General features: G+C 67.8%; 16 protein-coding genes and 1 pseudogene. All 17 read right to left on the bottom strand.

Annotated features, from left to right (window positions below):
* Positions 1-53: 53 nt before the first annotated feature.
* A complete protein-coding gene (locus F4X11_22280) occupies positions 54-1,571 on the bottom strand; it encodes an acetyl-CoA carboxylase biotin carboxylase subunit (protein MYN67722.1) in 1,518 nt (505 codons plus the stop codon).
* A 112-nt stretch (positions 1,572-1,683) separates the two neighbouring features.
* Positions 1,684-3,225 (bottom strand): methylmalonyl-CoA carboxyltransferase, encoded by a 1,542-nt coding sequence (locus F4X11_22285; protein MYN67723.1) that lies wholly within the window; start codon positions 3,223-3,225, stop codon positions 1,684-1,686.
* A gap of 41 nt (positions 3,226-3,266) precedes the next feature.
* Positions 3,267-3,920: a fructose-6-phosphate aldolase gene (gene fsa, locus F4X11_22290; protein MYN67724.1), complete on the bottom strand. Its 654-nt coding sequence runs from the start codon at positions 3,918-3,920 to the stop codon at positions 3,267-3,269.
* A gap of 35 nt (positions 3,921-3,955) precedes the next feature.
* A complete protein-coding gene (locus tag F4X11_22295) occupies positions 3,956-4,714 on the bottom strand; it encodes a fumarylacetoacetate hydrolase family protein (protein ID MYN67725.1) in 759 nt (252 codons plus the stop codon).
* 21 nt (positions 4,715-4,735) lie between these two features.
* Positions 4,736-6,133, bottom strand: coding sequence for a fibronectin type III domain-containing protein (locus tag F4X11_22300; GenBank protein MYN67726.1), 1,398 nt, complete (start codon positions 6,131-6,133; stop codon positions 4,736-4,738).
* On the bottom strand, positions 6,130-7,542 hold the full coding sequence (gene hslU / locus F4X11_22305; protein MYN67727.1) for an ATP-dependent protease ATPase subunit HslU: 1,413 nt from the start codon (positions 7,540-7,542) through the stop codon (positions 6,130-6,132). The genes F4X11_22300 and hslU overlap by 4 nt, the downstream gene beginning before the upstream one ends.
* A gap of 2 nt (positions 7,543-7,544) precedes the next feature.
* Entirely contained in the window at positions 7,545-8,090 is a 546-nt protein-coding gene (hslV, locus tag F4X11_22310; protein MYN67728.1) for an ATP-dependent protease subunit HslV, read from the bottom strand.
* Positions 8,087-9,586, bottom strand: a complete 1,500-nt coding sequence (locus F4X11_22315; GenBank protein MYN67729.1) for an amino acid permease — start codon at positions 9,584-9,586, stop codon at positions 8,087-8,089. The genes hslV and F4X11_22315 overlap by 4 nt, the downstream gene beginning before the upstream one ends.
* Positions 9,508-10,083 carry a hypothetical protein gene (locus F4X11_22320; protein MYN67730.1) on the bottom strand — a complete coding sequence of 192 codons (576 nt, stop codon included), beginning with the start codon at positions 10,081-10,083 and terminating at the stop codon, positions 9,508-9,510. The genes F4X11_22315 and F4X11_22320 overlap by 79 nt, the downstream gene beginning before the upstream one ends.
* 52 nt (positions 10,084-10,135) lie before the next feature.
* Entirely contained in the window at positions 10,136-10,918 is a 783-nt protein-coding gene (locus F4X11_22325) for a hypothetical protein (protein ID MYN67731.1), read from the bottom strand.
* A 660-nt stretch (positions 10,919-11,578) separates the two neighbouring features.
* Positions 11,579-11,689: pseudogene (locus F4X11_22330) on the bottom strand (hypothetical protein).
* 39 nt (positions 11,690-11,728) lie between these two features.
* On the bottom strand, positions 11,729-12,685 hold the full coding sequence (locus F4X11_22335) for an RNA polymerase sigma factor (GenBank protein MYN67732.1): 957 nt from the start codon (positions 12,683-12,685) through the stop codon (positions 11,729-11,731).
* A 524-nt stretch (positions 12,686-13,209) separates the two neighbouring features.
* Positions 13,210-13,914 carry a hypothetical protein gene (locus tag F4X11_22340; GenBank protein MYN67733.1) on the bottom strand — a complete coding sequence of 235 codons (705 nt, stop codon included), beginning with the start codon at positions 13,912-13,914 and terminating at the stop codon, positions 13,210-13,212.
* Positions 13,915-14,251: 337 nt separating this feature from the next.
* Positions 14,252-16,933, bottom strand: a complete 2,682-nt coding sequence (locus F4X11_22345; protein ID MYN67734.1) for an SUMF1/EgtB/PvdO family nonheme iron enzyme — start codon at positions 16,931-16,933, stop codon at positions 14,252-14,254.
* 97 nt (positions 16,934-17,030) lie between these two features.
* Positions 17,031-17,312: a hypothetical protein gene (locus tag F4X11_22350; GenBank protein ID MYN67735.1), complete on the bottom strand. Its 282-nt coding sequence runs from the start codon at positions 17,310-17,312 to the stop codon at positions 17,031-17,033.
* An 82-nt stretch (positions 17,313-17,394) separates the two neighbouring features.
* Entirely contained in the window at positions 17,395-19,803 is a 2,409-nt protein-coding gene (locus F4X11_22355; protein ID MYN67736.1) for a DUF2235 domain-containing protein, read from the bottom strand.
* Positions 19,804-20,119: 316 nt separating this feature from the next.
* Positions 20,120-20,881 carry a hypothetical protein gene (locus F4X11_22360; GenBank protein ID MYN67737.1) on the bottom strand — a complete coding sequence of 254 codons (762 nt, stop codon included), beginning with the start codon at positions 20,879-20,881 and terminating at the stop codon, positions 20,120-20,122.
* Positions 20,882-20,999 lie beyond the last annotated feature (118 nt).

Consider the following 20,999-nt stretch of genomic DNA (forward strand, 5'->3'; position numbering starts at 1 on the left):
GACGTCGCGCACGTTGCCGTTGACCTCGATCTCGATTCGCATGCCGGATGCGCCTATCGTAGTCCCTCGACCCGCGCCGCCTGCTTCCAGCGCCCGCCGGCCGCCGTACCCGCGCCGGGGCCGGCCCCGACTGCCGCGCGCCCCAGCGTCACGGACAACGCCGCGGCGATGACGGCGAGCTCCTCGGCGTCGTCCGGCGGGTCGACGAAATCGGTTCCGTCCCTTCCGGCCAGCACGCGGTCGAGAAACGTGGTGTCGAAGCGTGCGGCGACGAAGTCGTCGTGACGAAGCAGCCACCGGAACATCGGAACGGTGGTCGGCACGCCGCCGATGTCGTACTCCGCGAGGGCCCGGTCCATGCGATCGATGGCCAGACGGCGATCCGCCGCGTGGGCGATCACCTTGGCCACCATCGAGTCGTAGTGCACGGGCACCTCGAAACCGGCCGCGACGCCGGCGTCGACGCGGATGCCGGGACCCTCGGGCGGACGATGCGTCTCGAGCAGTCCGGGACACGGCATGAAGCCCGCGTTCGGATCCTCGGCATAGACGCGGCACTCGATGGCGTGGCCGTCCGGTGCGAGCGCCCGCTCGGGATCGATCTCCAGACGCTCTCCCTGCGCGACCCGGAGCTGCCAGCGCACGAGATCGATGCCGGTCACCATCTCGGTGATCGGATGCTCGACCTGCAGCCGGGTGTTCATCTCCAGGAAATAAAAGTTCCCCGACTCGTCGAGCAGGAACTCGATGGTGCCGGCGTTCGTGTACCCGACCTCCGCGGCCAGCCGGGCCGCGGCGGACGCGAGCGCGCGCCGGGTCTCGATGTGGACCACCGGCGACGGCGTCTCCTCGATCACCTTCTGATGGCGCCGCTGAATCGAGCACTCCCGCTCGACGAAGGGCACCACGCCGCCGTGCTCGTCCGCGAGAAGCTGCACCTCGATGTGCCGGCCCCGCTCGATGCAGCGCTCCAGGTAGACCGCGCCGTCGCCGAACGCCGACGCGGCCTCGGACCGCGCGCCCTGCACCGCGCGCGGCAACCCGTCCGGCTCGCGCACCAGCCGCATCCCCTTGCCGCCCCCGCCGGCGACCGCCTTGACGAAGATCGGATAGCCGATGGCGTCGCCCGCCTCCTGCAGCTCGGCCTCGGTCGCTCCCTCGGGCAGCGGGCCGCCGCTGCCCGGCACGATCGGCACGCCGGCCCGTCCAGCCGCCTCGCGCGCCGCGGTCTTGCCGCCCATCAACTCGATGACCCCGGCCGGCGGGCCTATGAACGTGAGCCCGGCATCGGCGACGGCCTGGGCGAACCCGGCGTTCTCGGCCAGGAACCCGTAACCGGGATGCACTGCGTCGGCGCCGGTGCGGCGCGCCGCCGCGATGATCTTCTCGACGTGCAGGTAGCTGGCGGCCGGCTCGTCCGCCTCGAGCGCCACCGCCTCGTCGGCGTAGCGGACGTGCGGGGCCAGCCGGTCACAGTCGGAATAGACGGCGACCGTCAGCAGCCCCATCTCGCGGCACCCGCGCATGATTCGGACCGCGATCTCGCCGCGGTTGGCGATGAGCACCTTCATCGGCAGTTCGTCTCCCTATCGTACTGCACTACTGGCGCCGATTCGCGTCGCGTGCACCCCTGCCACACGCCCCGCTCCGAGGCGGTACGATCCGGGCACGCCGGCGCGCGGGTCACAGCGGGATGTTGCCGTGCTTCTTCGGGGGGTTCCGGTCCCGCTTGCCGTCGAGGCTGCGCAGGGCCGCGACGATGCGCGGGCGGGTCGTGCGCGGCGCGATGACCTCGTCGAGGAAACCGCGGCCGGCGGCGACGAACGGGTTGGCCAGCTTGTCGCGGAACTCCCGCACCTTCGACGCGCGTAGCGCGTCGGGATCCTCTGCCGCGTCCAGCTCCCGCTTGTAGAGGATGTTCACCGCTCCCTCGGGTCCCATGACCGCGACCTCCGCGGTCGGCCAGGCCAGGTTGACGTCGGTCCGGATGTGCTTGCTCGCCATCACGCAGTAGGCGCCCCCGTAGGCCTTGCGGGCGACCACCGTCACCTTCGGAACGGTCGCCTCGGCGAACGCGTAGAGCAGCTTCGCCCCGTGCTTGATGATGCCGCCGTACTCCTGCACGGTCCCCGGGAGGAAACCCGGCACGTCCTCGAACGTCACCAGCGGCAGATTGAACGCATCGCAGAAGCGGACGAACCGGGCGCCCTTGATCGAGGCGTCGATGTCGAGCGCCCCCGCGAGGTGCGCCGGCTGGTTCGCCACCACGCCGACCGGCTGCCCCCCGAACCGCGCGAAGCCGACCACGATGTTCGGTGCGAAGTGCCGGTGAACCTCCAGGAACTCGCCGTCGTCGCCGACCGCCCGAATCAGGTCCAGCATGTCGTAGGGCTGGTTCGGGGACTCGGGCACGAGGGTGTCGAGCTGCGGATCCTCCCGGTCGGCCGGGTCGGCCGTCTCGACGCGCGGCGGATCGTCGAGATTGTTGGAGGGCAGGTAGCCGAGCAGCGTGCGCAGCAGCGCCAGGCAGTCCTTGTCGGTCGGGACCGCGAAGTGGGCGGCGCCGCTCTTCGCGTTGTGCGTCATCGCCCCGCCGAGCTCGTCCTTGGTCACCTCCTCGTGGGTGACGGTGCGAATCACGTCCGGCCCGGTCACGAACATGTAGCTGGTCCCCTCGACCATCACCGTGAAGTCGGTGATAGCCGGGGAATAGACCGCTCCCCCGGCGCACGGCCCCATGATGGCCGAGAGCTGCGGGATGACGCCGGAGGCGAGCGTGTTCCGCAGGAAGATGTCGGCGTAGCCGGCCAGCGAAGCGACCCCCTCCTGGATCCGGGCGCCGCCCGAGTCGTTGAGGCCGACCACCGGCGCGCCGTTCTTCATCGCCAGATCCATTATCTTGACGATCTTCGCGGCGTTCGTTTCCGACAGCGACCCGCCGAACACCGTGAAGTCCTGCGCGAACGCGTAGACGAGGCGCCCCTCGACCTCGCCGTGGCCGGCCACCACGCCGTCGCCCGGCACGAGCTGCGTCTCCATGCCGAAGTCGCGGCAGCGGTGGGTAACCAGCTTGTCGACCTCGCGGAACGTGCCGGGATCGAAGAAGAGGTCGATCCGCTCGCGGGCGGTCAGCTTGCCCGCATCGTGCTGCCGCCGTTGCCGGGCCTCGCCGCCGCCCGCTTCCGCACGACGCTCGTAGTCCGCCAGCGTGTCCAGTCTGTCCATGCCGTGAGTCCGTCGGTTCGAGGAGCGCGGCGCCGGCCCCGCTAGGCCCTGACGGCCTGCGCCTTGTCCCAGTCGGCCAGGAACTTCGCCAAGCCGATGTCGGTGAGCGGGTGATTGAACAGCATGTCGATGACCTTCGGGGGGCAGGTGCAGACGTCCGCGCCCATGCGGGCCGCCTCGACCACGTGGGCCGGGCCGCGCACGCTCGCCACGAGGACCTCGGTCTCGAACTCGTAGTTCTCGTAGATCTCGACGATGCGGCCGACCAGGTCCATGCCGTCGGTCGCGATGTCCTCGATGCGGCCGACGAACGGGCTGACGAACGCCGCGCCGACCTTGGCCGCCAGCAGCGCCTGCGCGGGCGAGAAGACCAGCGTCACGTTGACGCGGATTCCCTCGCCGGAGAGCGCCGCGCACGCCTGGACGCCGGCCTTGCCGAACGGCACCTTGACCACGATGTGCTCGTCGATGGCGGCGAGCCGGCGTCCCTCGCCGATCATCCCGTCCGCGTCCGTCGCGACCACCTCGGCGCTCACCGGTCCACCGACGGCCCGGCAGATCCGCGCGAGGGTCTCGTGCGGATCGCCCGGCTCCTTCGCCAGCAGCGACGGGTTGGTGGTCACGCCGTCGACGATGTGCAACGGGACCAGGGCCTCGACGGTCTCGGGGTTCGCGCTGTCCACGAAGATCTTCACGAGCGGTTCTCCTGCATGCGGATCGGCTCCGCGCTTCAGCCGGCCACCACGTCGTTGACGAGCTCGCCGATGCCCTCCACGGTAATCGCCACCCGATCGCCCGGCGCGAGGGGCCCGACCCCGGGCGGGGTCCCCGTCGCGATGACGTCGCCCGGCAGCAGCGTCATCACGTGGCTCACGAACTCCACCACGCGCTCCGGCGGGAAGATCATCTCCCGCGTGCTCGACGCCTGCCGCGTGTCGCCGTTGACCGTCGAGCCGACGGCCAGCCCCGTCCAGTCCAGCCCGACGGCGATGGCCGGGCCGACCGGCGCGAACGTGTCGAAGCCCTTCGCCCGCGTGTACTGCACGTCCCGCTTCTGCAGGTCCCGATCCGTCACGTCGTTGACGCACGTCAGCCCCAGCACGTAGTCGCGCGCCTCGGCGGCCCGCACGTTGCGCGCCGTACGCCCGATGACGATGCCGACCTCCGCCTCGTAGTCCACGCGGCCCGCGCCCGGAGGAATCACGATCGACGATCCCGGCCCGATCACGGCGGACGGCGGCTTCAGAAAGATGAGCGGCTCTTTCGGCAGCGCCTTGCCCATCTCCTTCGCGTGGTCCCGGTAGTTGAGACCGACCGCGACGATCTTCGACGGCGTCACCGGCGGCAGCACCCGCAGGCCGGCAGGTTCGACGGCGTCACCGGGCCGATGCTCTCCGAACAGGTCGCCGTCGAGCCGGCGCCAGGCGCCGTCCCGCTCGATCACGAGCTGCGCCCGCCCGTCGATCTCGATGCGATATACGCGTGTCATGAATCACCTTGCGGCCGTCATCTAACGGGCTGTCTCCGTCACCGGCTCCGAAGGCGGACTCGCGTTCGGCGGGACCGCGGTATCGAGCGCCAGCACCCGGTAGACGTAGCGCCCGCCCGCCGTGACGTCGGTATCCTGGAACGCCGTCTCGACGAGCGGCTCGACCGTGAGCGGTTGGAGTGTCGCATCTGGCGGCGTTCCGCGCAAGACCACGTAGCCGGCGAGGTCGCCCTCGCCGTTGTCGTCCCAGACGAGGCTGATGCCGTTCGTGTCGACCACCGCGATGAGGCCGGTGGGGGCCGCGGGCGGAAACGTGTCGGTCAGAACGGCGCAGGTCGCCGGCGATGCGTCGCCGAGCAGTTGCAATCCGTCCTCCGGCGACTCGTTCTGCAGACGCCTCGAGGGGACGTAGTCGAGGACGCGCACCGCGTAGCAGCGGGTCTCCGGGAAAGTCGGATCGGCGTCGGTATAGGACGCTTCGGAATCGGGATCGGCGAGCCGTTGCGGGCGCTCGACGTCGGGATCTCCGGATGCCGCCACGTCGTACACCACGTATGCCGACGGTTCCGGCCCCTCCACGACCGGGGTCGACTCGAGAATCGGCGACTCGACCTCCTCCGCCTGCACCGGCAACCGGAACGTGGGCGGCTCCTGCCAGACGATCTCGATCTGCCCGGCGTCGTACGACACCGCGGCCGGCCCCGGGGGCAGCGGCGGGACGACGAGCGGCACATCGACCAGATCGGACGGTTCGCCCGGCCGGTTCCGCGACGATACCGCGAACGCGACGTAGGAACGAATCGGAGGCTCCGGCGCCGGGGGAGAGACCAGCGGCATCGGGGGGACCTTCTCCGTCTCGTCGTCCTCGTCGTCCTCGTCGTCCTCGTCCGGATCACCCACGGTCACCGGTACGAGCGTCTCGGGCGTCAAGCGCTCGACCACGGTCACCGCCTCCCCCTGGACCACCTCGAAGAACGCCACCGGACCGGTAGCCGCGTCGCGGTTCTGGACATCGTCGAGCATGTCGGCGAGCGTGGGCTCGGGCTCGGAAGAAGCGTCCGCCGGTTCAACGGAGAACGCATCGTCGGGAAGGCGCACCGGCAGAACGGCGATCAGCGTCGCGACATCGAGCCAGTCTTCCGAGAATTCCTCGCGCAGCCCCAGCTCGGTCGGCTGCGTGGTCAGCGCGTAGACCTCGATCCACTCGATGTCGCCCGGCGTCGTGCCGTCGGAGTCGCTGTCCGGCGCATCGAACTCCAGGTAGACGCGGTCGCCCAGGCGGGTCGCTTCGGGGGCGGAGATCGTGTCCGGCAGGATGATCAGCGGCGGGCGCGGAGCGCCCCGTGCCCCGCAGGCCACCAGCAGCCCCCCGAGCATCAGTACGGCGACGAACCCGAGTGCCGCCCGGAAACGAGTCACAGAATGTAGCGGGAGAGATCCTCGTCCTCGACGATCTCCGACAGCATGCGATCGACGTACTCTGCGTCGATGACGACGCGCGTCTCCCCCAGATCGGGCGCGTCGAACGAGATCTCGTCGAGCAGCTTCTCCATGACGGTGTGCAGGCGGCGCGCCCCGATGTTCTCGCTCCGGTCGTTGACGAGACTGGCGATCTCCGCGATCCGCCGCACCGCCCCTTCGTCGAAATGCAGGTCGATGCCTTCCGTGCCGAGCAACGCCCGGTACTGCGTCACGAGGGCGCCCTGCGGCTCGGTCAGGATGCGCACGAAGTCATCCGTCCCCAGCGCCTCGAGCTCCACGCGAATGGGGAACCGGCCCTGGAGCTCCGGGATCAGGTCGGACGGCTTGGCCACGTGGAAGGCGCCGGCCGCGATGAACAGGATGTGGTCGGTTCTCGCCATCCCGTGCTTCGTGTTGACGGTCGTCCCCTCCACGATCGGCAGGATGTCGCGCTGTACGCCCTCGCGGCTCACGTCCGGGCCGCCCTGCCTCCCGTCGCTGCCGGCGATCTTGTCGATCTCGTCGACGAAGATGATCCCCGCCTGCTCCACGCGCTCTATCGCCGCGCGGCCGACGCTCTCCATGTCGACGAGCTTCTGCTCCTCCTCGCGGGCGAGGTGCTCGGCCGCTTCCGGCACCTTCATCCGGCGCTTCCGGCTGCGCCCCTGAAACAGGCCCGGCAGCATGTCCTTCATCTTGACGTCGATCTCCTCGATCGACGATCCGGCGATGACCTCGAAGGACGGAAACGACGACTCGCGAACCTCCAGCTCCACCACGCGCGCGTCGAGGCCGCCCGCGCGGAGCTGGTCCCGCAGCTTCTCGCGGGTGCGTCCCGCCGCCTCCCGCAACGCCCGGGGATCGACCGACGAGTCCGGGCCGGCCGGAGAAGCCGGCACGACCGGCGCCGGCCGCATCGGCGGCACCAGCAGATCGAGCAGACGTTCCTCGGCGTTGGCCCGCGCCTTGTCCCGCACCTCGACGATCCGCTCGTCGCGCACCATCGTGACGGCCAGCTCCACCAGGTCGCGGACCATCGACTCCACGTCGCGTCCCACGTAGCCCACCTCGGTGAACTTCGACGCCTCCACCTTGATGAACGGCGACTGGGCGAGTCGCGCGAGCCGGCGGGCGACCTCGGTCTTGCCGACGCCGGTCGGCCCGATCATGAGGATGTTCTTGGGCGCGACCTCTTCGGCGAGCTCGGGGGGCAGCTTCTGCCGCCGCATCCGGTTGCGAAGCGCGATCGCCACCGCGCGCTTGGCCTGGTGCTGTCCGACGACGTGCCGGTCGAGCTCGGCCACGATCTCGCGCGGCGTGAGGGTTCCGACCGAGGAAGCGGCTGTCTCGGGCAGGTAGATGGGCACGACTAGAGTTCCTCGATGGTGACATTGGCATTCGAATAAATGCAAATGTCGGCGGCGATGCGCATCGCCTCGTCGGCAATCGTGCGCGGGTCGAGCTCGGTGCGCCGCGCCAGCGCCTTGGCGGCGGCCATGGCGTAGGGACCGCCGGAGCCGATCGCCACGATCCCGTCGTCCGGCTCGATGAGATCGCCGGTGCCCGAGAGCAGAAACGTCGCCTTGACGTCGGCCACGACGAGCATCGCGTCGAGGCGCCGCAGGGCCCGGTCGGTGCGCCAGTCCTTGGCCAGCTCCACCACCGCGCGCTCCAGGTTGCCGCGGTGCTGCTCCAGCTTGGCGTCGAAGCGCGAGAAGAGCGCGAACGAATCGGCGGCCGAGCCGGCGAACCCGGCCAGCACGCGGTCGTGGTAGAGCCGCCGGATCTTGCGCGCGGTCTGCTTGACCACCGTCGTGCCGAGCGTGACCTGGCCGTCGCTCGCCATCACCGCCTTGTCCTCCCGGCGGACGGCCAGGACCGTCGTGCTCCGGAATCCCGCAGACGTCGCCGTCATCCGCCGTCCTCCCCGGCTGCCGCGCGGCGGCGGAACAGCAGATACAGCGGCAGGCCTGCCGCGATGAGCAGCACGCCGGCGCCCGCCGCGGCCGGCTCGCGCCAGATCTCGTTCACGACCATGGCGGCGCAGGCGGCGACGAAAATGCCGGGCGCCAGCGGATAGCCCCAGGCCCGGAACGGACGGGGGGCCGCAGGCTCGCGGCGCCGGAGGACGAACAGCGCGGCCACGGCGGCGCCGGCGAACGTGACCACGGCGAACCCGGTGTAGAGCAGCAACTGCTCGAAAGTGCCGGCCAGCACGAGCACACCGCTCCAGATGCTCTGCGCGACGATGGCGGCCACGGGAGTCCGGTACTTCGGATGCACCCGCGCGGCGCCCGCGAAGAACTGTCCGTCGCGGGCCATGGCGAAGTAGACCCGCGGCCCGGCCAGCACCATGGCGCTGACGCTCGCGGCGATCATGATCACCGACGCGGCGGCGAGGACCGCACCGACGCCGGCCCCGAACAGCCGCTCCCCCGCCGCATCGAGGATGGGTGCACGGTCCGCGCCGAGGTCGACGGCGCCCAGATCGGCGAGCGGCATCGCGTAGACATAGAGGAGATTCAGCAGCACGTAGACGACGACGACCGTCGCGGTGCCGGCGGCTATCGCGAGCGGCACGTTGCGGCCCGGGTCCCGGATCTCCTCCGCGACGTACGTGGCCGCGTTCCAGCCGGAATAGCTGAACATGATGGGAACGAGCGCGAGGAGCCAGAGCGCGGGTGTCACGGGCCCGCCCGGCGCGCCGAAGTGCGCCACCGAGCCGTCGCCGATCGTGAAGCCGAGAGCGACGAGCACGACGAGCACGGCGACCTTCGCGCCCGCCAGCAGATTCTGCACGATCCGGCCCGGGCCGAGGCCGAGCACGTGGACCGCGGTCAGGGCCGCGATCGCCGTCAGGGCCACAACGGTCCGCGGCGAGATCGACAGCGTGACGACCACCAGCGGGATGCTCACGAACGGCGTCGCATCGCCCGCCGCCGGCAGGAACCGGCCGAGGTAGCTCGCGATCCCGACGGCCCCGAGGGCGATGGCGCCCGAGAACCCCGCGATGAACGACGTCCACCCGGAGAGGAACCCGGCGGCCGGCCCGAACGCCTCCCGCAGATAGACGTACTCGCCCCCGGCCCGCGGCCGCAGCGTCGCCAGCTCGGCGTACGCCATGGCGCCGGCGAAGGCCAGCCCGCCGCCGGCCAGCCACGCCCCGAGCATCAGCCAGACGTCGGGCACCCAGACGGCGACGAGCGCCGGCACCAGGAAGATGCCGCTGCCGATGACGTTCGAGACGATGATCGACGCGCCGTCGAGCGCACCGAGCCCCCGAACGAGCGACGGGGATGATGTGGCGGAAGGCACGGGTGCGCCGGGAGCGCTCACTGGGTCAGCAGTTGGCGATCGATCGGGAACTCGCCCAGCTTGGCCCACTGCTCGGCGCGGTGCTTGACGAACAATTCGATCTTGACGTCGACGAAATCCCGGTGACCGAGCATTTCGGCCAGCGACTGCTCGCCGGTATAGCCAAGGCTGGACTCCATCGTGAACGGGCCGAGGCCGTCGCCCGGCACCACCCCTTCACGGCCCACCGCGCGGACCAGGGCGCTGCCCCATTCCTGATCCTCACCCAGACAGGTCCCGGCCTCGTCGTCGGCCGGCGAGACCGGTTCCTCCGGCTCCGGCTGCCCCGCGTAGAGAACCATGCAGCGCCGGAAGACGCCGTTCAACTGCAGCGTCCGGAGGCGTTGCTCCGATACGTTCTCGAGGCGGAACGAAACCGTCGGCACCAGCTTGTTGCGGCCGAACTCGTCGAATCCGACGTCGAGCCAGCCGGTCGTCAGGTCGGTCACGTCCAGCGCGGTCTGGACGTCGAGCGGGGTGCAGGCGCTTCCGGACAGGGCGGCGGACAGCGCGAGCGCGAGCGCCGCGCGCGCCGGGCGGCGAACCATGGACATGCTGGAATTGTAGTGCAGAAGTCCACGCCGTTCTACGGCACGGACTCCCGGCTCAGAAGGACGAGACGTCGACCCGCGCCCGGACCTCGTCCAGCGTCATGCGGCCGGCGTGCAGCGCGGCCACGTCGCCCGCCCTGACCCGCACCGTCGTGTCCCGTCCCGGCAAGCCGCGCGTGTCGCGTGCGATCACCGTCAGCCAGTCGTTCCCGTCGAGCAGCGCGCCCAGCGGCCCGCCGTAGCCCAGGAGCGCGTCGAGGAGCATCTCCCGCAGCGCTTCCTGATACACCGTGTGCAGGTCCGGCGCCGACGCGTCCGGCGCGTTGGCTCCCCCCGGCGGGGGCGCGTCGCCGGGAGCGGCGAGCCCCGGCCGATCCGGCGCGGCCGCGGCGCCGCCCGGCGTGAAGACGACCCGCCGCCCGGCGTTCGGGTCGAGCTCGCGCAGCACCGGAGGAAGCGCCCCCGACACGCGCAGCTCCTGAAGCGCCCTCCGAATCCTCCGCAGGTCCGCGTCCATCATCTCCAGGGACCAGAGGACGCTCTGCCGCAGCACGGGGCACTCGACGTCGAAGAAGACGCCGTACCCGGCCAGGCGGAACCCCCGCACCTGGGCCGGCCCCGCGAACAGCATGAGACCCGGCGTCCAGGGCGGCATCTGCTGCTCGACGCCGCGCGCACTCAGCGCGACCGCCCGCGACAGCACGTGCTCCAGGACCTGAATCTGCGCGGTCAGCGGGTCGGCGTCGGCCCGCTCCGCGCCCGCCGGCGCCGCGCCCTGCGCCGTCGCGGATCCGGCGCCGGCGACGGTCAGGACGACGACGAGCGTTGCGATTCCCATGTCCCTGTCCCGTGCATTCCCGCGCCGCTACTGCTGGGCGACGCGCACCATGTAGTCGGCAAGACTGTCGACCTCCTGCTGCATGCGCAACTGGTCCGCCTGCCGGTGCAGGTCGACCTCCTGCGCCAGCCGCATCAGTCCCGACGCGAACTCCTGCCGCTGCCGGCGCTCGCTCTCCGCCATCAGCACCTGGACCTCGCGCAGCCAATCGTCAGTGGCGGGAAGGGCCGCACCGCCCCCGCCCGGCAGGGATCGCCCGACGGCCGGAGCGGCGCCGGTCCGCTGCGCCAGGAGCTCCTCGCGAAGCGCCGCCTCCAGAGCGGCCAGCTCGGCGCGCCAGGGCGGCGTCTCTTCGGCCGCCGCCACCGGCTGCGGCCGGACCGCGCCATCCATCGGCTGCGTCTCGCCGCCGCCCGGCTCCGACCAGCCCATGCGAAACACGAAGCCGCCGTCGCCGTAGCGCACCTCGACGCTGGCGAGCGCGGCGCCCGCGACCAGGACCGTCGTCGCGGCGAGGGCGGCTCCCCATGCCGGGCGCAGCCCGCCCCCCGACCACCAGGAGGAGGCAGACTTCGGTCGGGCCGCCTCCGCGTCGCCCTCCGCCACGACGCGGAACCCGAGCCGCGCATCCGGCGGCGCCCATGCCCGCAGCGTGCCGCGCAGCGCCGCGAAGCCGTCCAGCTCCGCCGCGCACGCCGCGCACGCCTGCAGGTGCCGCTCGACGTGCGCCCGCTCGGCGGGTTCGCACTCGTCGTAGACATAGGCCACCAGGGCTTCGTTCTCCGGGCAGTCAGACACTGGCTTCCCTCTTCAATCGCCTGCAGGGGGAGGATAGGACACCGCGCCCCGCTCCTGCAACGACGCGGCCCTGCCCAGCCCGTTCCGCTGGAGCTGCCGGCGGAGCGCGCTGAGCCCCTGGTACAGGCGAGTCTTGACCGTGCTCAGGGGACAACCCTGCAGGTCGGCGATCTCCTGAAACGTCAGGCCGTGGTACTCCTTCAACAGGATGGCGGTCCGCTGCGGCTCGGGGAGCGTCGCCATCACGCGCTCCACCGCCCGCCCGAGGTCGCGCCGCACGATCAACTCCTCCACGCTCTCCTCGGCCGGCTCGAGGGAGTGCGCCTGTTCCTGCTGCAGGTCGTCCGACGCCGGGACCATCCTGACGCGCCGCTCCTTCCGGATCCAGTCCCGGCACAGGTTGAGCGCGATGCGGTAGAGCCACGACGAGAACCGCGCCTGCCCCTTGAACCCGCCGATCGCCCGGAACGCCCGCAGGAACGCCTCCTGGCAAACGTCGCGCGCGTCCTCCTCGCGCCCCAGGGTGCGGTAGGCGAGCGCGAAGATCGGCCGCTCCCAGCGAACGACCAACTGGTTGAATGCGCCCGTGTCCCCGCCCGCGGCGAGGGCCACGAGCTGCTCGTCGGTGGCGTCGGTTGCTGCCGTCGCGGTCATGGGCTCTGGGTACTTGGACGTCGAAGAGGCCCGAATGGTCTGGCGGCGGCCCCGTATCAGGCGGTCAGGCCGCGGATCGGAATACCCATCGTCCGGGCGGCGTCCGACATGCGGAGATCGTACGTTGCGAGCTCGACGGTCTGTCCGTGCTGGCGCAGGTAGTCGGCCGACGCCAGATGCAGCGCGTCGAGGGTGCGAACCGGTACGGGAAACGCACCGAGCGCGCGCGTGAGGACGGCGACAGTTCCAGCAGGACGATGCGTCCGAGGAGCGCCGCGGCCGCCTCGCCGTGGGATTCGGCGAACGCCCGGGCATGCAGGATGGTCCAGACCTCGTACTCGATCAGGCGACTGGCGGCGAGCGTATTGTCCCAGAAGTCGGCAGGTGGACGTCGATTCTCCAGAAAGAGGTGCGCCAAGGTTACGGAGGCGTCGATGTAGACCTCGTCCAACATCTCGAGCAGTTGTTTCAGCGTCATGATCGGCGCCGGCGGCGGCTCGGCTCCGGGGGCCGCCGCCGGCGCCAGCAGGCCCTCGCGCACCATGTCGGCGAGAAAACGCGTCGGCGAGGATGCGACTCGGCCCCGCGCGTGGCGGCACGATTTCGGCTACGACGCCGTCGCGGTCCGTCACGAGCACGCGGCGTCGACGGCGGTTGCGGTCTATCCTCCGGTGCGGAATGCGCGTTCTTGCCGTCCCGGACGTTACACATGCAGTTGCATCTTTCCGGTTGAGAGGTCCAGTCCCGCTTGAGCGCGATCTGACAGAGGAACGTCCGCGGGGCAGGTCCGAGTTGCACTGGGTCGCTTTGAGCGGTTCGGACCGAGCGACACGGCACCGTCACTGGAAGAGCGCAGCGATATTGAACGGGATGAATACCCCCAGGAAGAAACTCGTGTTTGTACTTGGGGCCAGGGGGCCCTTGATGAACGCATTGTCTTTCATGGTCCGCGGATCGACCAAGGGAAACCGGTCGTACGCCTTCTGACGGTCGCGGTCGCCACCGCAGTCCTCGTCCGCTATGCAGCGAAATCGTTCGTAGTCTTCTTTGTGGGCTGGATCATCGAGCAGATCGCCGACCAGTCTCTCTGCGTCGCGTTCGAAACCCGGCGCCAACTCCTGGCCCAGACGGAGTGCATATCCTCCACCGACGCTCAGCTTCTCCTGGACCCTCCAAGCGAGCCCCAACATGACTCCGTCGAAGGCGTTCGACGTCTTCCCCTCGAAGTTCGCGGCGACCACGATGTCCAACCGCCCGACGGGGAATCGCACGCCTGGGTTCAGCGCGTACCTCTGCCTGCTGTCGTTGACGACCTGCAACTCGTCGTCGACCACTGAAAAGTCGACAACGTCGTCTTTCCCCCACGTGAAGCCGACACCCAGCACGGGCTCCATCATCCGCGGGCCAGTGGTACTGGCCGACTCACCGCTGGGTCCAGCACCTGACGCCGCTTCCGGCGTCCTGCCTGCCGTCGCTGTTGCCGTTGCCGTCCCTGTTGCCGTCCCTGTTGCCGTCCCTGTTGCCGTCGCCGTGGCGGTCGCCACCGGTGTATCCGACGTCTCTCCGGTCTCCCCGTCTCTGTCTCCTTGTCTGTTCCGGCCGTTCCGGCCAGCGGCGTTCCGGCCTGTCTGTGTTGGTCCCGGTTCTCGTTTCGCGCTTCATGCATCACGTGCGCGGCTTGCAGGGTTGCCCCTTTTGCCGCTACTGCGAAGACCGTCAACAAGCACCAGTAAATCACTGGTTCCAGCCGAATCGCTGCACGGTTTCCGGTCCGCCTTCCGGGTCCGGATGGCGGAGTGTGCCCCGGGTTTCGCAGCTCGCCGAGATTGCGCTGGCGCACCGCGAATCGCGTAGTACGAGGTTGTCGTCGATCAAGAGCCTTCAGGAACCCAGTCTCCTCGCCACGCGAAAACCGGCGGAATGAAAGTCGGGTCCGACCGACTCGCGCGGCAGATGACGCACCTCAGGGGGAATGAACCGACCGTGTTCACCCCCACGGATTACACGGCGGTTGCAGTGCTCCGGGCAATCGGACGTTGACGTCCACTCCGACACGTTCCCGAACATGTCCGACAGGCCGGCTTGGTTCGAGCCGTACGAACCCACGGGGCACGTTCTAGACGGATGACCTGTCCGACTATAGTGGCACCCGAGGTCAGAACCGGAAGCCGCCCGCACCCACTCTGCCTCGCTCGGCAACCGATACGTCGCTCCCGTCCGCAGACTCAGCCACTGTACGTACTCCTGCGCTTCGTCCCAGCTCACAGAGTCCACCGGATGGCGGTCCGTCTGGGAAACGCGAGGATCGAGCCAAGCGTCCGCCCCTATTCCCCCCGCGTACGGAACCGTACGCCCCCCCGTCGCCGACACGAACGCCCGATACTCCCCAACCGTCACCTCGTACCGCCCCATGGCCAAGTCGCCGTCGGCGAGAACTACCATCTCCGGACACTCGTCGCAGTCCCGAAACACATCGCCACGACGACGGCGAAGGCCGGGATCGAGAGAAACGTACAGCGTATAGCGGTCGATCTGACCTTCACCCCGAAAGCTATCTACCTGCACGAAGCAGACGCCAGGAGACACCCGGCGCCGAATCCGAAAATTGAACATCTCTCCACCATCGTCGTCGATGACCTCGCTTTCGTTGCTGCAATCGCCCGTGAGACGTCCCAGCGTGTCCGCATGGCCACTCGTCTCAGCCGTCAACGTGCCAGCCCTCCGGATGTTGAATCGAAAAACGTCGACGTCGTCCTGACCTTCCAGCCTTCCGCGCACGTACGACCCCAACTCGACCTCCGTTGCCGCGCTCCCGATATCGCCGTGGTCGTCTTCGGCCGCAGACCCGGGAGCGGCCACATTGACCTGCGTCAGGCTGGACATGCCGTCCAGTAGTGTTCTGGCGACGCGAAAGCCATGTATGGCCCACCGCGACTGCGGGTGCCGGGTGACGAACCGGGTGCGCACGTGCAAGCCGGAGGCGTCATCACTGGACCAGGTGCCGTAGGGGCGCACCATACGCTCGCCGCAGTCGTCCCCGCAGTCCGCCATCCACTCTCGCACGTTCCCGAGCATGCCGAATAGACCCGTCGAGTTCGCACGGTAAGAATCCACGGGGCAGGTTCCACGCCGTTCCGAACGCGCGTAGCACACCGGCCGAGAATCCGCCACCCCTGCTTCCCACTCCGCACCCGTCGGCAACCGATACCGTGCCCCCGTCTGTCGGCTCAGCCACGACACATACTGCTGCGCCTCGTCCCAGTTCAAGCACGTCACGGGGTGGCGATCCGTCTGCGGAAAGTAGGGATCCTGCCACCCATCGGCGCAATAGTACCCGGCGCCTGGACCGAAGCGCGCACCGGCGCCCGTCGCCGACGCGAACGCACGATACTCGCCTACCGTCACCTCGAAGCGTCCCAGTGCCACACCGGCACCCGGCAACACCACCATCTCCGGGCACACCTCGCACTCGCGGAACACGCTGCCTGGCGGCCACCGGGCAAGCCGCTCGCGTTCCGCGATCTCCCGAGACAACCTCAGTTCTCCAGAATCGAGCAGCTCCAGTGCCTCTCGATAGAATTCGCCCGCTGTACCAGCGGCTATCAGGTACTCGTTCAACGACGCGATTGCCGTCTCCGTCCGGCCGGCGGCGAAGGCCATTTGCGCGTACCGGAAGCGAAAGTCGTTTGCCAACGCGAGCCCGTGCTCCCTTTCCAGAGCGAGGACCTCGTTCATCACTTCGAGCGCGGCTTCGGGCTCCTCGGCGGCGAGAAGCCGTTCCGCCCGCACCAGATGGCGGTCAGCCATGATCTCCGGCGGCAGTTGGGCGTTCCCGGTTGCCTCCGTAGCACCGGTCTGGGCGCGTTGGGTCGGCAGTGCCGAGAGCAGCTCTAGTGCCTCTCGATAGAATTCGCCCGCTGTACCAGCGGCTATCAGGTACTCGTTCAACGACGCGATTGCCGTCTCCGTCCGGCCGGCGGCGAAGGCCATTTGCGCGTACCGGAAGCGAAAGTCGTTTGCCAACGCGAGCCCGTGCTCCCTTTCCAGAGCGAGGACCTCGTTCATCACTTCGAGCGCGGCTTCGGGCTCCTCGGCGGCGAGAAGCCGTTCCGCCCGCACCAGATGGCGGTCAGCCATGATCTCCGGCGGCAGTTGGGCGTTCCCGGTTGCCTCCGTAGCATCTGTCTGGGCGCGTTGAGGCGGCAGTGCCGATGGCAAGGCACCCTCCAACGGCGGTGCGGCGGCCCTTCGAAGAAGCTCAACCTCCGCTCCAGTCAGGTACCCCGTCGACATCGCTCCTTGCGCCTGCTGCCAATCCCGAATCGCACCGCGAGTCCGCGGGCCGAACAGGCCATCCGGCGCGCCCGGGTCGAATCCCTCGTTACGAAGCCCCTGCTGAATCACTCGCCGCGTTGGCCGATCCAGACTCAGCGATGCCTCCACCGCCGAGGGCGCATTCTGTCCGGCCACGGCCGCCGCCGTGGCCGACATCCCGCTCGACATGAGCAGAGTTGCGGCTAGCGCTATCAACAACAGACCGACGGTTGGCTTCTCAGGTTGCATTGTCGGTTCTCCTCCCCTACCACGTGCCGAGCGCCAGCAGCACGATCAACGTTTCCCGGAACAGCCGCACCGGCACGTTGCCCTCGGCGTCCTGGCTTCAGGCCGCCACGGAGCCGTCCGCACTCGAGCGTAAACAGAGCACACAGTTGTCGCCCACCTGCACCGGGTCGCCGGGCCGGACACCTGCCGTCGCCCCGTCGACCACCCCCCAATCGTCTCGAGATGCAACTCGGACCTCGACCTGACCGAACCGGTTGTCGGGCTTCACCTGGACGCTGCCGGTCCGCTGCGTCTTCTGCGCGCCGGCGGCCGACGACGACACCACCGCCAGCACCGCCCCGCCTGCGGTTGCCGCCAAGCGATTGCGAATTCTCGTCATCGTCGTCTCCAGCCGACCGGGCCTGGTGCGGAGCCCAATAGCAGGGCGACGACACCGGGCCGCCAGAACTTACGCCAGACCTTCAGCAGCCAAGAGGCTCGCCGGCAGGTCGAGTCGAGCCCCGAAGTGTCACCTCGACCTCCCCCTTCGCTTGGTCGTTGCCGTTGGTCCCATACTGCCCACTCGCAACGTGCCGCACCGTAACTGCCGCGGTCCCCTTGTTGTTTCTATAGAACGCACCCCACGTAAACAGCACGGCGTCGTTCAAATAGAGATACAGTCTCCCGGACCTACGGGCCCCAATGCGAGCGATAAGCCTATCGTTCTCTTTACCAGTAACCGATCCGTATACCGCAAGAGGATATATGTCAAATCGACTCGCCCCGACGCGGGCCACCGGTTCATACCAGTTTACGAACAAGTATCGTCGCAGTGGCGTAAAGCCGTACATGTACAGGGGCGGGTTGGTCCATCCTATAACATCAGCCCTTAGCGTCTGATCTCGCCATTCTGTCGAGATCCGGAAATCGATCTCGTACTCTTCACCTTCCTTCACCGCTAACCCGGTGTCGAAGCAGAGCTCCGTCGGCACAAAAGTAAACTGCTGGCCAAATTCGGCCGCGACATCCGGGCGTCGCCCGCAAACGCCGCCAAGGCCTTCCGCTACGGTAAATACCAGTCGGCTGCAGGCCGCCAGTACCATAAACAACAGGAAAAAGACTGCAACCGTTTCGAGTCCGATGCGAGACGATCTACTGACACTACTCCCCCACCGCTCCCGCCAGTCAGCCACTGTTCTGCGGAAGGAGCCCACAGCTGTGTCAACCGGCACTGTCGGTTTTGCTGCGTGGCTCCAATTGCCTCGCATCTCCGCTCGAATTGCGTCACGGACCTTCCGGCTCCACAGTAGCAGTATGCCGATGAGAGTAAGGAACCCAACGAACGTAATCGGATACTCGCTGTACCGCCCTGCCCAGCTTCCAACGAAACCTAGACCGGGAACTCTGCCAACGGTGTCCGGTATCGCGCAGACTACAACCGCCAATGTCCCGACCCAAGTTTCCAGGAACGGGATCAAGCCGTCGCCATCATCGCGGCCAGGCAGAAGAGGACAAGCGGCAAACGTGACCATCGTAATAAGGGTCGCCAAGTAGAGTAGTTTGCGAACCAAAACCTTGTTCCACAGCCAGGACTGCGTGGTCCTACGGTCGGCGGCTTGCTTCTCGGTCTCGTACCCCGCTTTGGAGCCCTCGACAATGTTCCCGGCATCTGTAAGTACGTCGTAATCGGCTGGAATGTTTATGGGCGCGTAGGCGTTACCATCTCTCAAAATGCGATCAAATACGGTGTGGTGAATCAATGGCTTTGTAATCTTAACCGAATTGTCGTGCACGTCGGCAATCGGAGTTACTCGGAGCGGAGTCGACAGGGCATTGACGTAAGCCTTTATCCAGTTGGCAAGACCGGGCTTGCTGTCGTCATTCAACTGTTCGATGTTCCGAGGGGCATAGCGATAGAAGGCACCGTCGCCACTCCTGCTGTCGTGCGCAGGTGCATATGTGGCGGCTTGGTTTCTCAAGGAATTGTACTCGTGGGTCAGATACTGCAAGCCGTGATGCGTACTCTCATCTACAATCCACATAAGCGGGACCAATGCCAGTGCGTCGTCCGGATAGCCCCCTCCGACATTGGCGTGCACACCAGGAAACCAGGCCTGAGCCAAACGGGCGTCCGTAACCTTGGTGCCTCTGCAGTGGTTGTGTTCATTCCATAGCATCGGTTCGAATGACTCGCGCTGCTCGTCAAGAGACAAAGCGTGGCGAGCGTGTTCGACGCGATTGGATAGATTGCGATCCTTGGCAGTTAGGGGCCAAACAACCATATCCCACGCACGAGTAAGCTCATCAATCGGAAGACCGTAGGCATCGACTGTGTCCCATACGCCAACGAACTTCACGAGGGAAGGACACATGATGTTCAGGGATTTGTTGTAAGGCGGGAGTCCTCGAAATCCGTGACAGACGTGAAGAAACCAGTCACGGACCGGCCTCAAGAAGAAGGACAAGAACGACGGGGTAAAGTTCTCTCGCCTAAACCGATGATAGGCCGCAGCAATTAACCGGTCGAGGTCGTTTTCGTCGGAGACTCGAGTGCGGTCAATGATTCCTTGGTTAGCGATGAGCGCGACGACCATGCGTATGGTGAAAGCACCGCGGCTGAACCCGAAGGCATAGATCGCATCTCCGGGATCGTACGTGCGGCACAGAAAACCGTAAATCTGTTTCACGTTTCGAGCTACACCCCAACCGAATGCGAGTCCGAGGATCGCGAACGGCGTGAATGATGACGTCCCGACACCGTTGTCGTAAAAGGCGACTTGGTTGCTATCAGGCGTGCGGTCCAGCGCCTGGTATGCGCGCCAGACGTTGGTCTTTTGGGGGCTGGCTGAGCTGTTACCAGTACCATCTGCGAAGAGAACTATTTTCTTCATGTGTGTCTTGCCATCTAGTGGTGGTGTGTCACTAGAGCAAATCTACAGTGCAACTTCCGTGGCGTTGCGGCCCTGCCGCCCACAATCGCCGCGGAAATCGGGCGTTTCTGCGAGCCGTCGGCCGCGCGCGGCAAGGTGTAAGGGACACACTAGCTTCCCTGGACTAGCGGCGGTGTGTGGCGCAGCGAGCCAGTGACAACGCGCGCCCTCGGGGTTCGCTCCGGGTTCGCCCCCAGGGGCGTCCAATTCACCACGGCGGCATGTGTGCGCACGCTCAGGTCCATGTTGACAGAAGGCCTACTTATCAGACCCAGCGTCAGCGGACATCTTCGCCGCCTAGCGTGAGGAAATTCGTTTCGCGTTCTTCCCCATCCTCGAAGAGCACTTCGGCGACGCTGTCGCCGTCGGCGCTACGCCAGGTCCAACGACCGTGCTCCACGCCGTTCACGAAAGGGCCTTCCATGATGTTCCCATCCGCGAAGCGGGCGACCCAGTGGCCGTTGCGTGCGCCGTCGACAAAGGGACCCTCGCTGACATCCCCATCGGCGGAGCGAAGGACCCAGTGGCCGTTCCGCTCGCCGTCAACCAGCGGACCCTCCTCGACGCCCCCGTCGGGGAAGCGGAGGAGCCAGCGGCCATTGGGTTCGCCGTCAACCATGGGACCTTCCTGGACGCCGCCGTCCGCGAGGCGCAAGACTCCATGGCCGTTCGCTTTCCCATTCACCCAGCGCCCGGTGATCGTCTGCCGATTCCCGTCCCAGGCCCACGTGAGCGTGCCCATGCCCTGGGTGAAGCCGCCTGTACATTCCCCCGTCCACGTTGCAGTCGAACCCGGCTGGCGCCCCGGATTCCAGACGTAACACCCAGGCTGCAGGGAAATCTCCTGCCAGCAAGCCGCCTCCGCCGGTTGGCCGGCGCATGTCGGACCGGTGCGCAACTCCGCACGCGGACCGCGCAACGTCCCCAGTCGATTCTGCGCCAGCTCACTGAACACCCCGTTCGGGAACCGGCGCAGATATGCCTCGAAGTCCGCCGGGTTCGTGCTGTTCTGGACCGACTGCCAGAACACGACTTCCACTCCGGGGGGGGGGGGCGGCCCCGCCCCCCGGGCGGCGGCGCGGCGGCGCCCGGGGCCGCCCCCCCCCCCACACCGCCCCCCCCCCCGGGGCGAATAAAATAAAGTAAGTAAAAATAAA

It is taken from the genome of Acidobacteriota bacterium, assembly GCA_009861545.1.
Classification (GTDB): Bacteria; Acidobacteriota; Vicinamibacteria; order Vicinamibacterales; family UBA8438; genus WTFV01.

Coding starts and splice junctions, on each gene's coding strand:
- F4X11_22280 (MYN67722.1), bottom strand. CDS start 1,571: ATGAAGGTGCTCATCGCCAACCGCGGCGAGATCGCGGTCCGAATCATG.
- F4X11_22285 (MYN67723.1), bottom strand. CDS start 3,225: ATGGACAGACTGGACACGCTGGCGGACTACGAGCGTCGTGCGGAAGCG.
- F4X11_22295 (MYN67725.1), bottom strand. CDS start 4,714: ATGACACGCGTATATCGCATCGAGATCGACGGGCGGGCGCAGCTCGTG.
- hslV (MYN67728.1), bottom strand. CDS start 8,090: ATGACGGCGACGTCTGCGGGATTCCGGAGCACGACGGTCCTGGCCGTC.
- F4X11_22320 (MYN67730.1), bottom strand. CDS start 10,083: ATGTCCATGGTTCGCCGCCCGGCGCGCGCGGCGCTCGCGCTCGCGCTG.
- F4X11_22325 (MYN67731.1), bottom strand. CDS start 10,918: ATGGGAATCGCAACGCTCGTCGTCGTCCTGACCGTCGCCGGCGCCGGA.
- F4X11_22335 (MYN67732.1), bottom strand. CDS start 12,685: ATGCCCGGGCGTTCGCCGAATCCCACGGCGAGGCGGCCGCGGCGCTCC.
- F4X11_22345 (MYN67734.1), bottom strand. CDS start 16,933: ATGCAACCTGAGAAGCCAACCGTCGGTCTGTTGTTGATAGCGCTAGCC.
- F4X11_22350 (MYN67735.1), bottom strand. CDS start 17,312: ATGACGAGAATTCGCAATCGCTTGGCGGCAACCGCAGGCGGGGCGGTG.
- F4X11_22355 (MYN67736.1), bottom strand. CDS start 19,803: ATGAAGAAAATAGTTCTCTTCGCAGATGGTACTGGTAACAGCTCAGCC.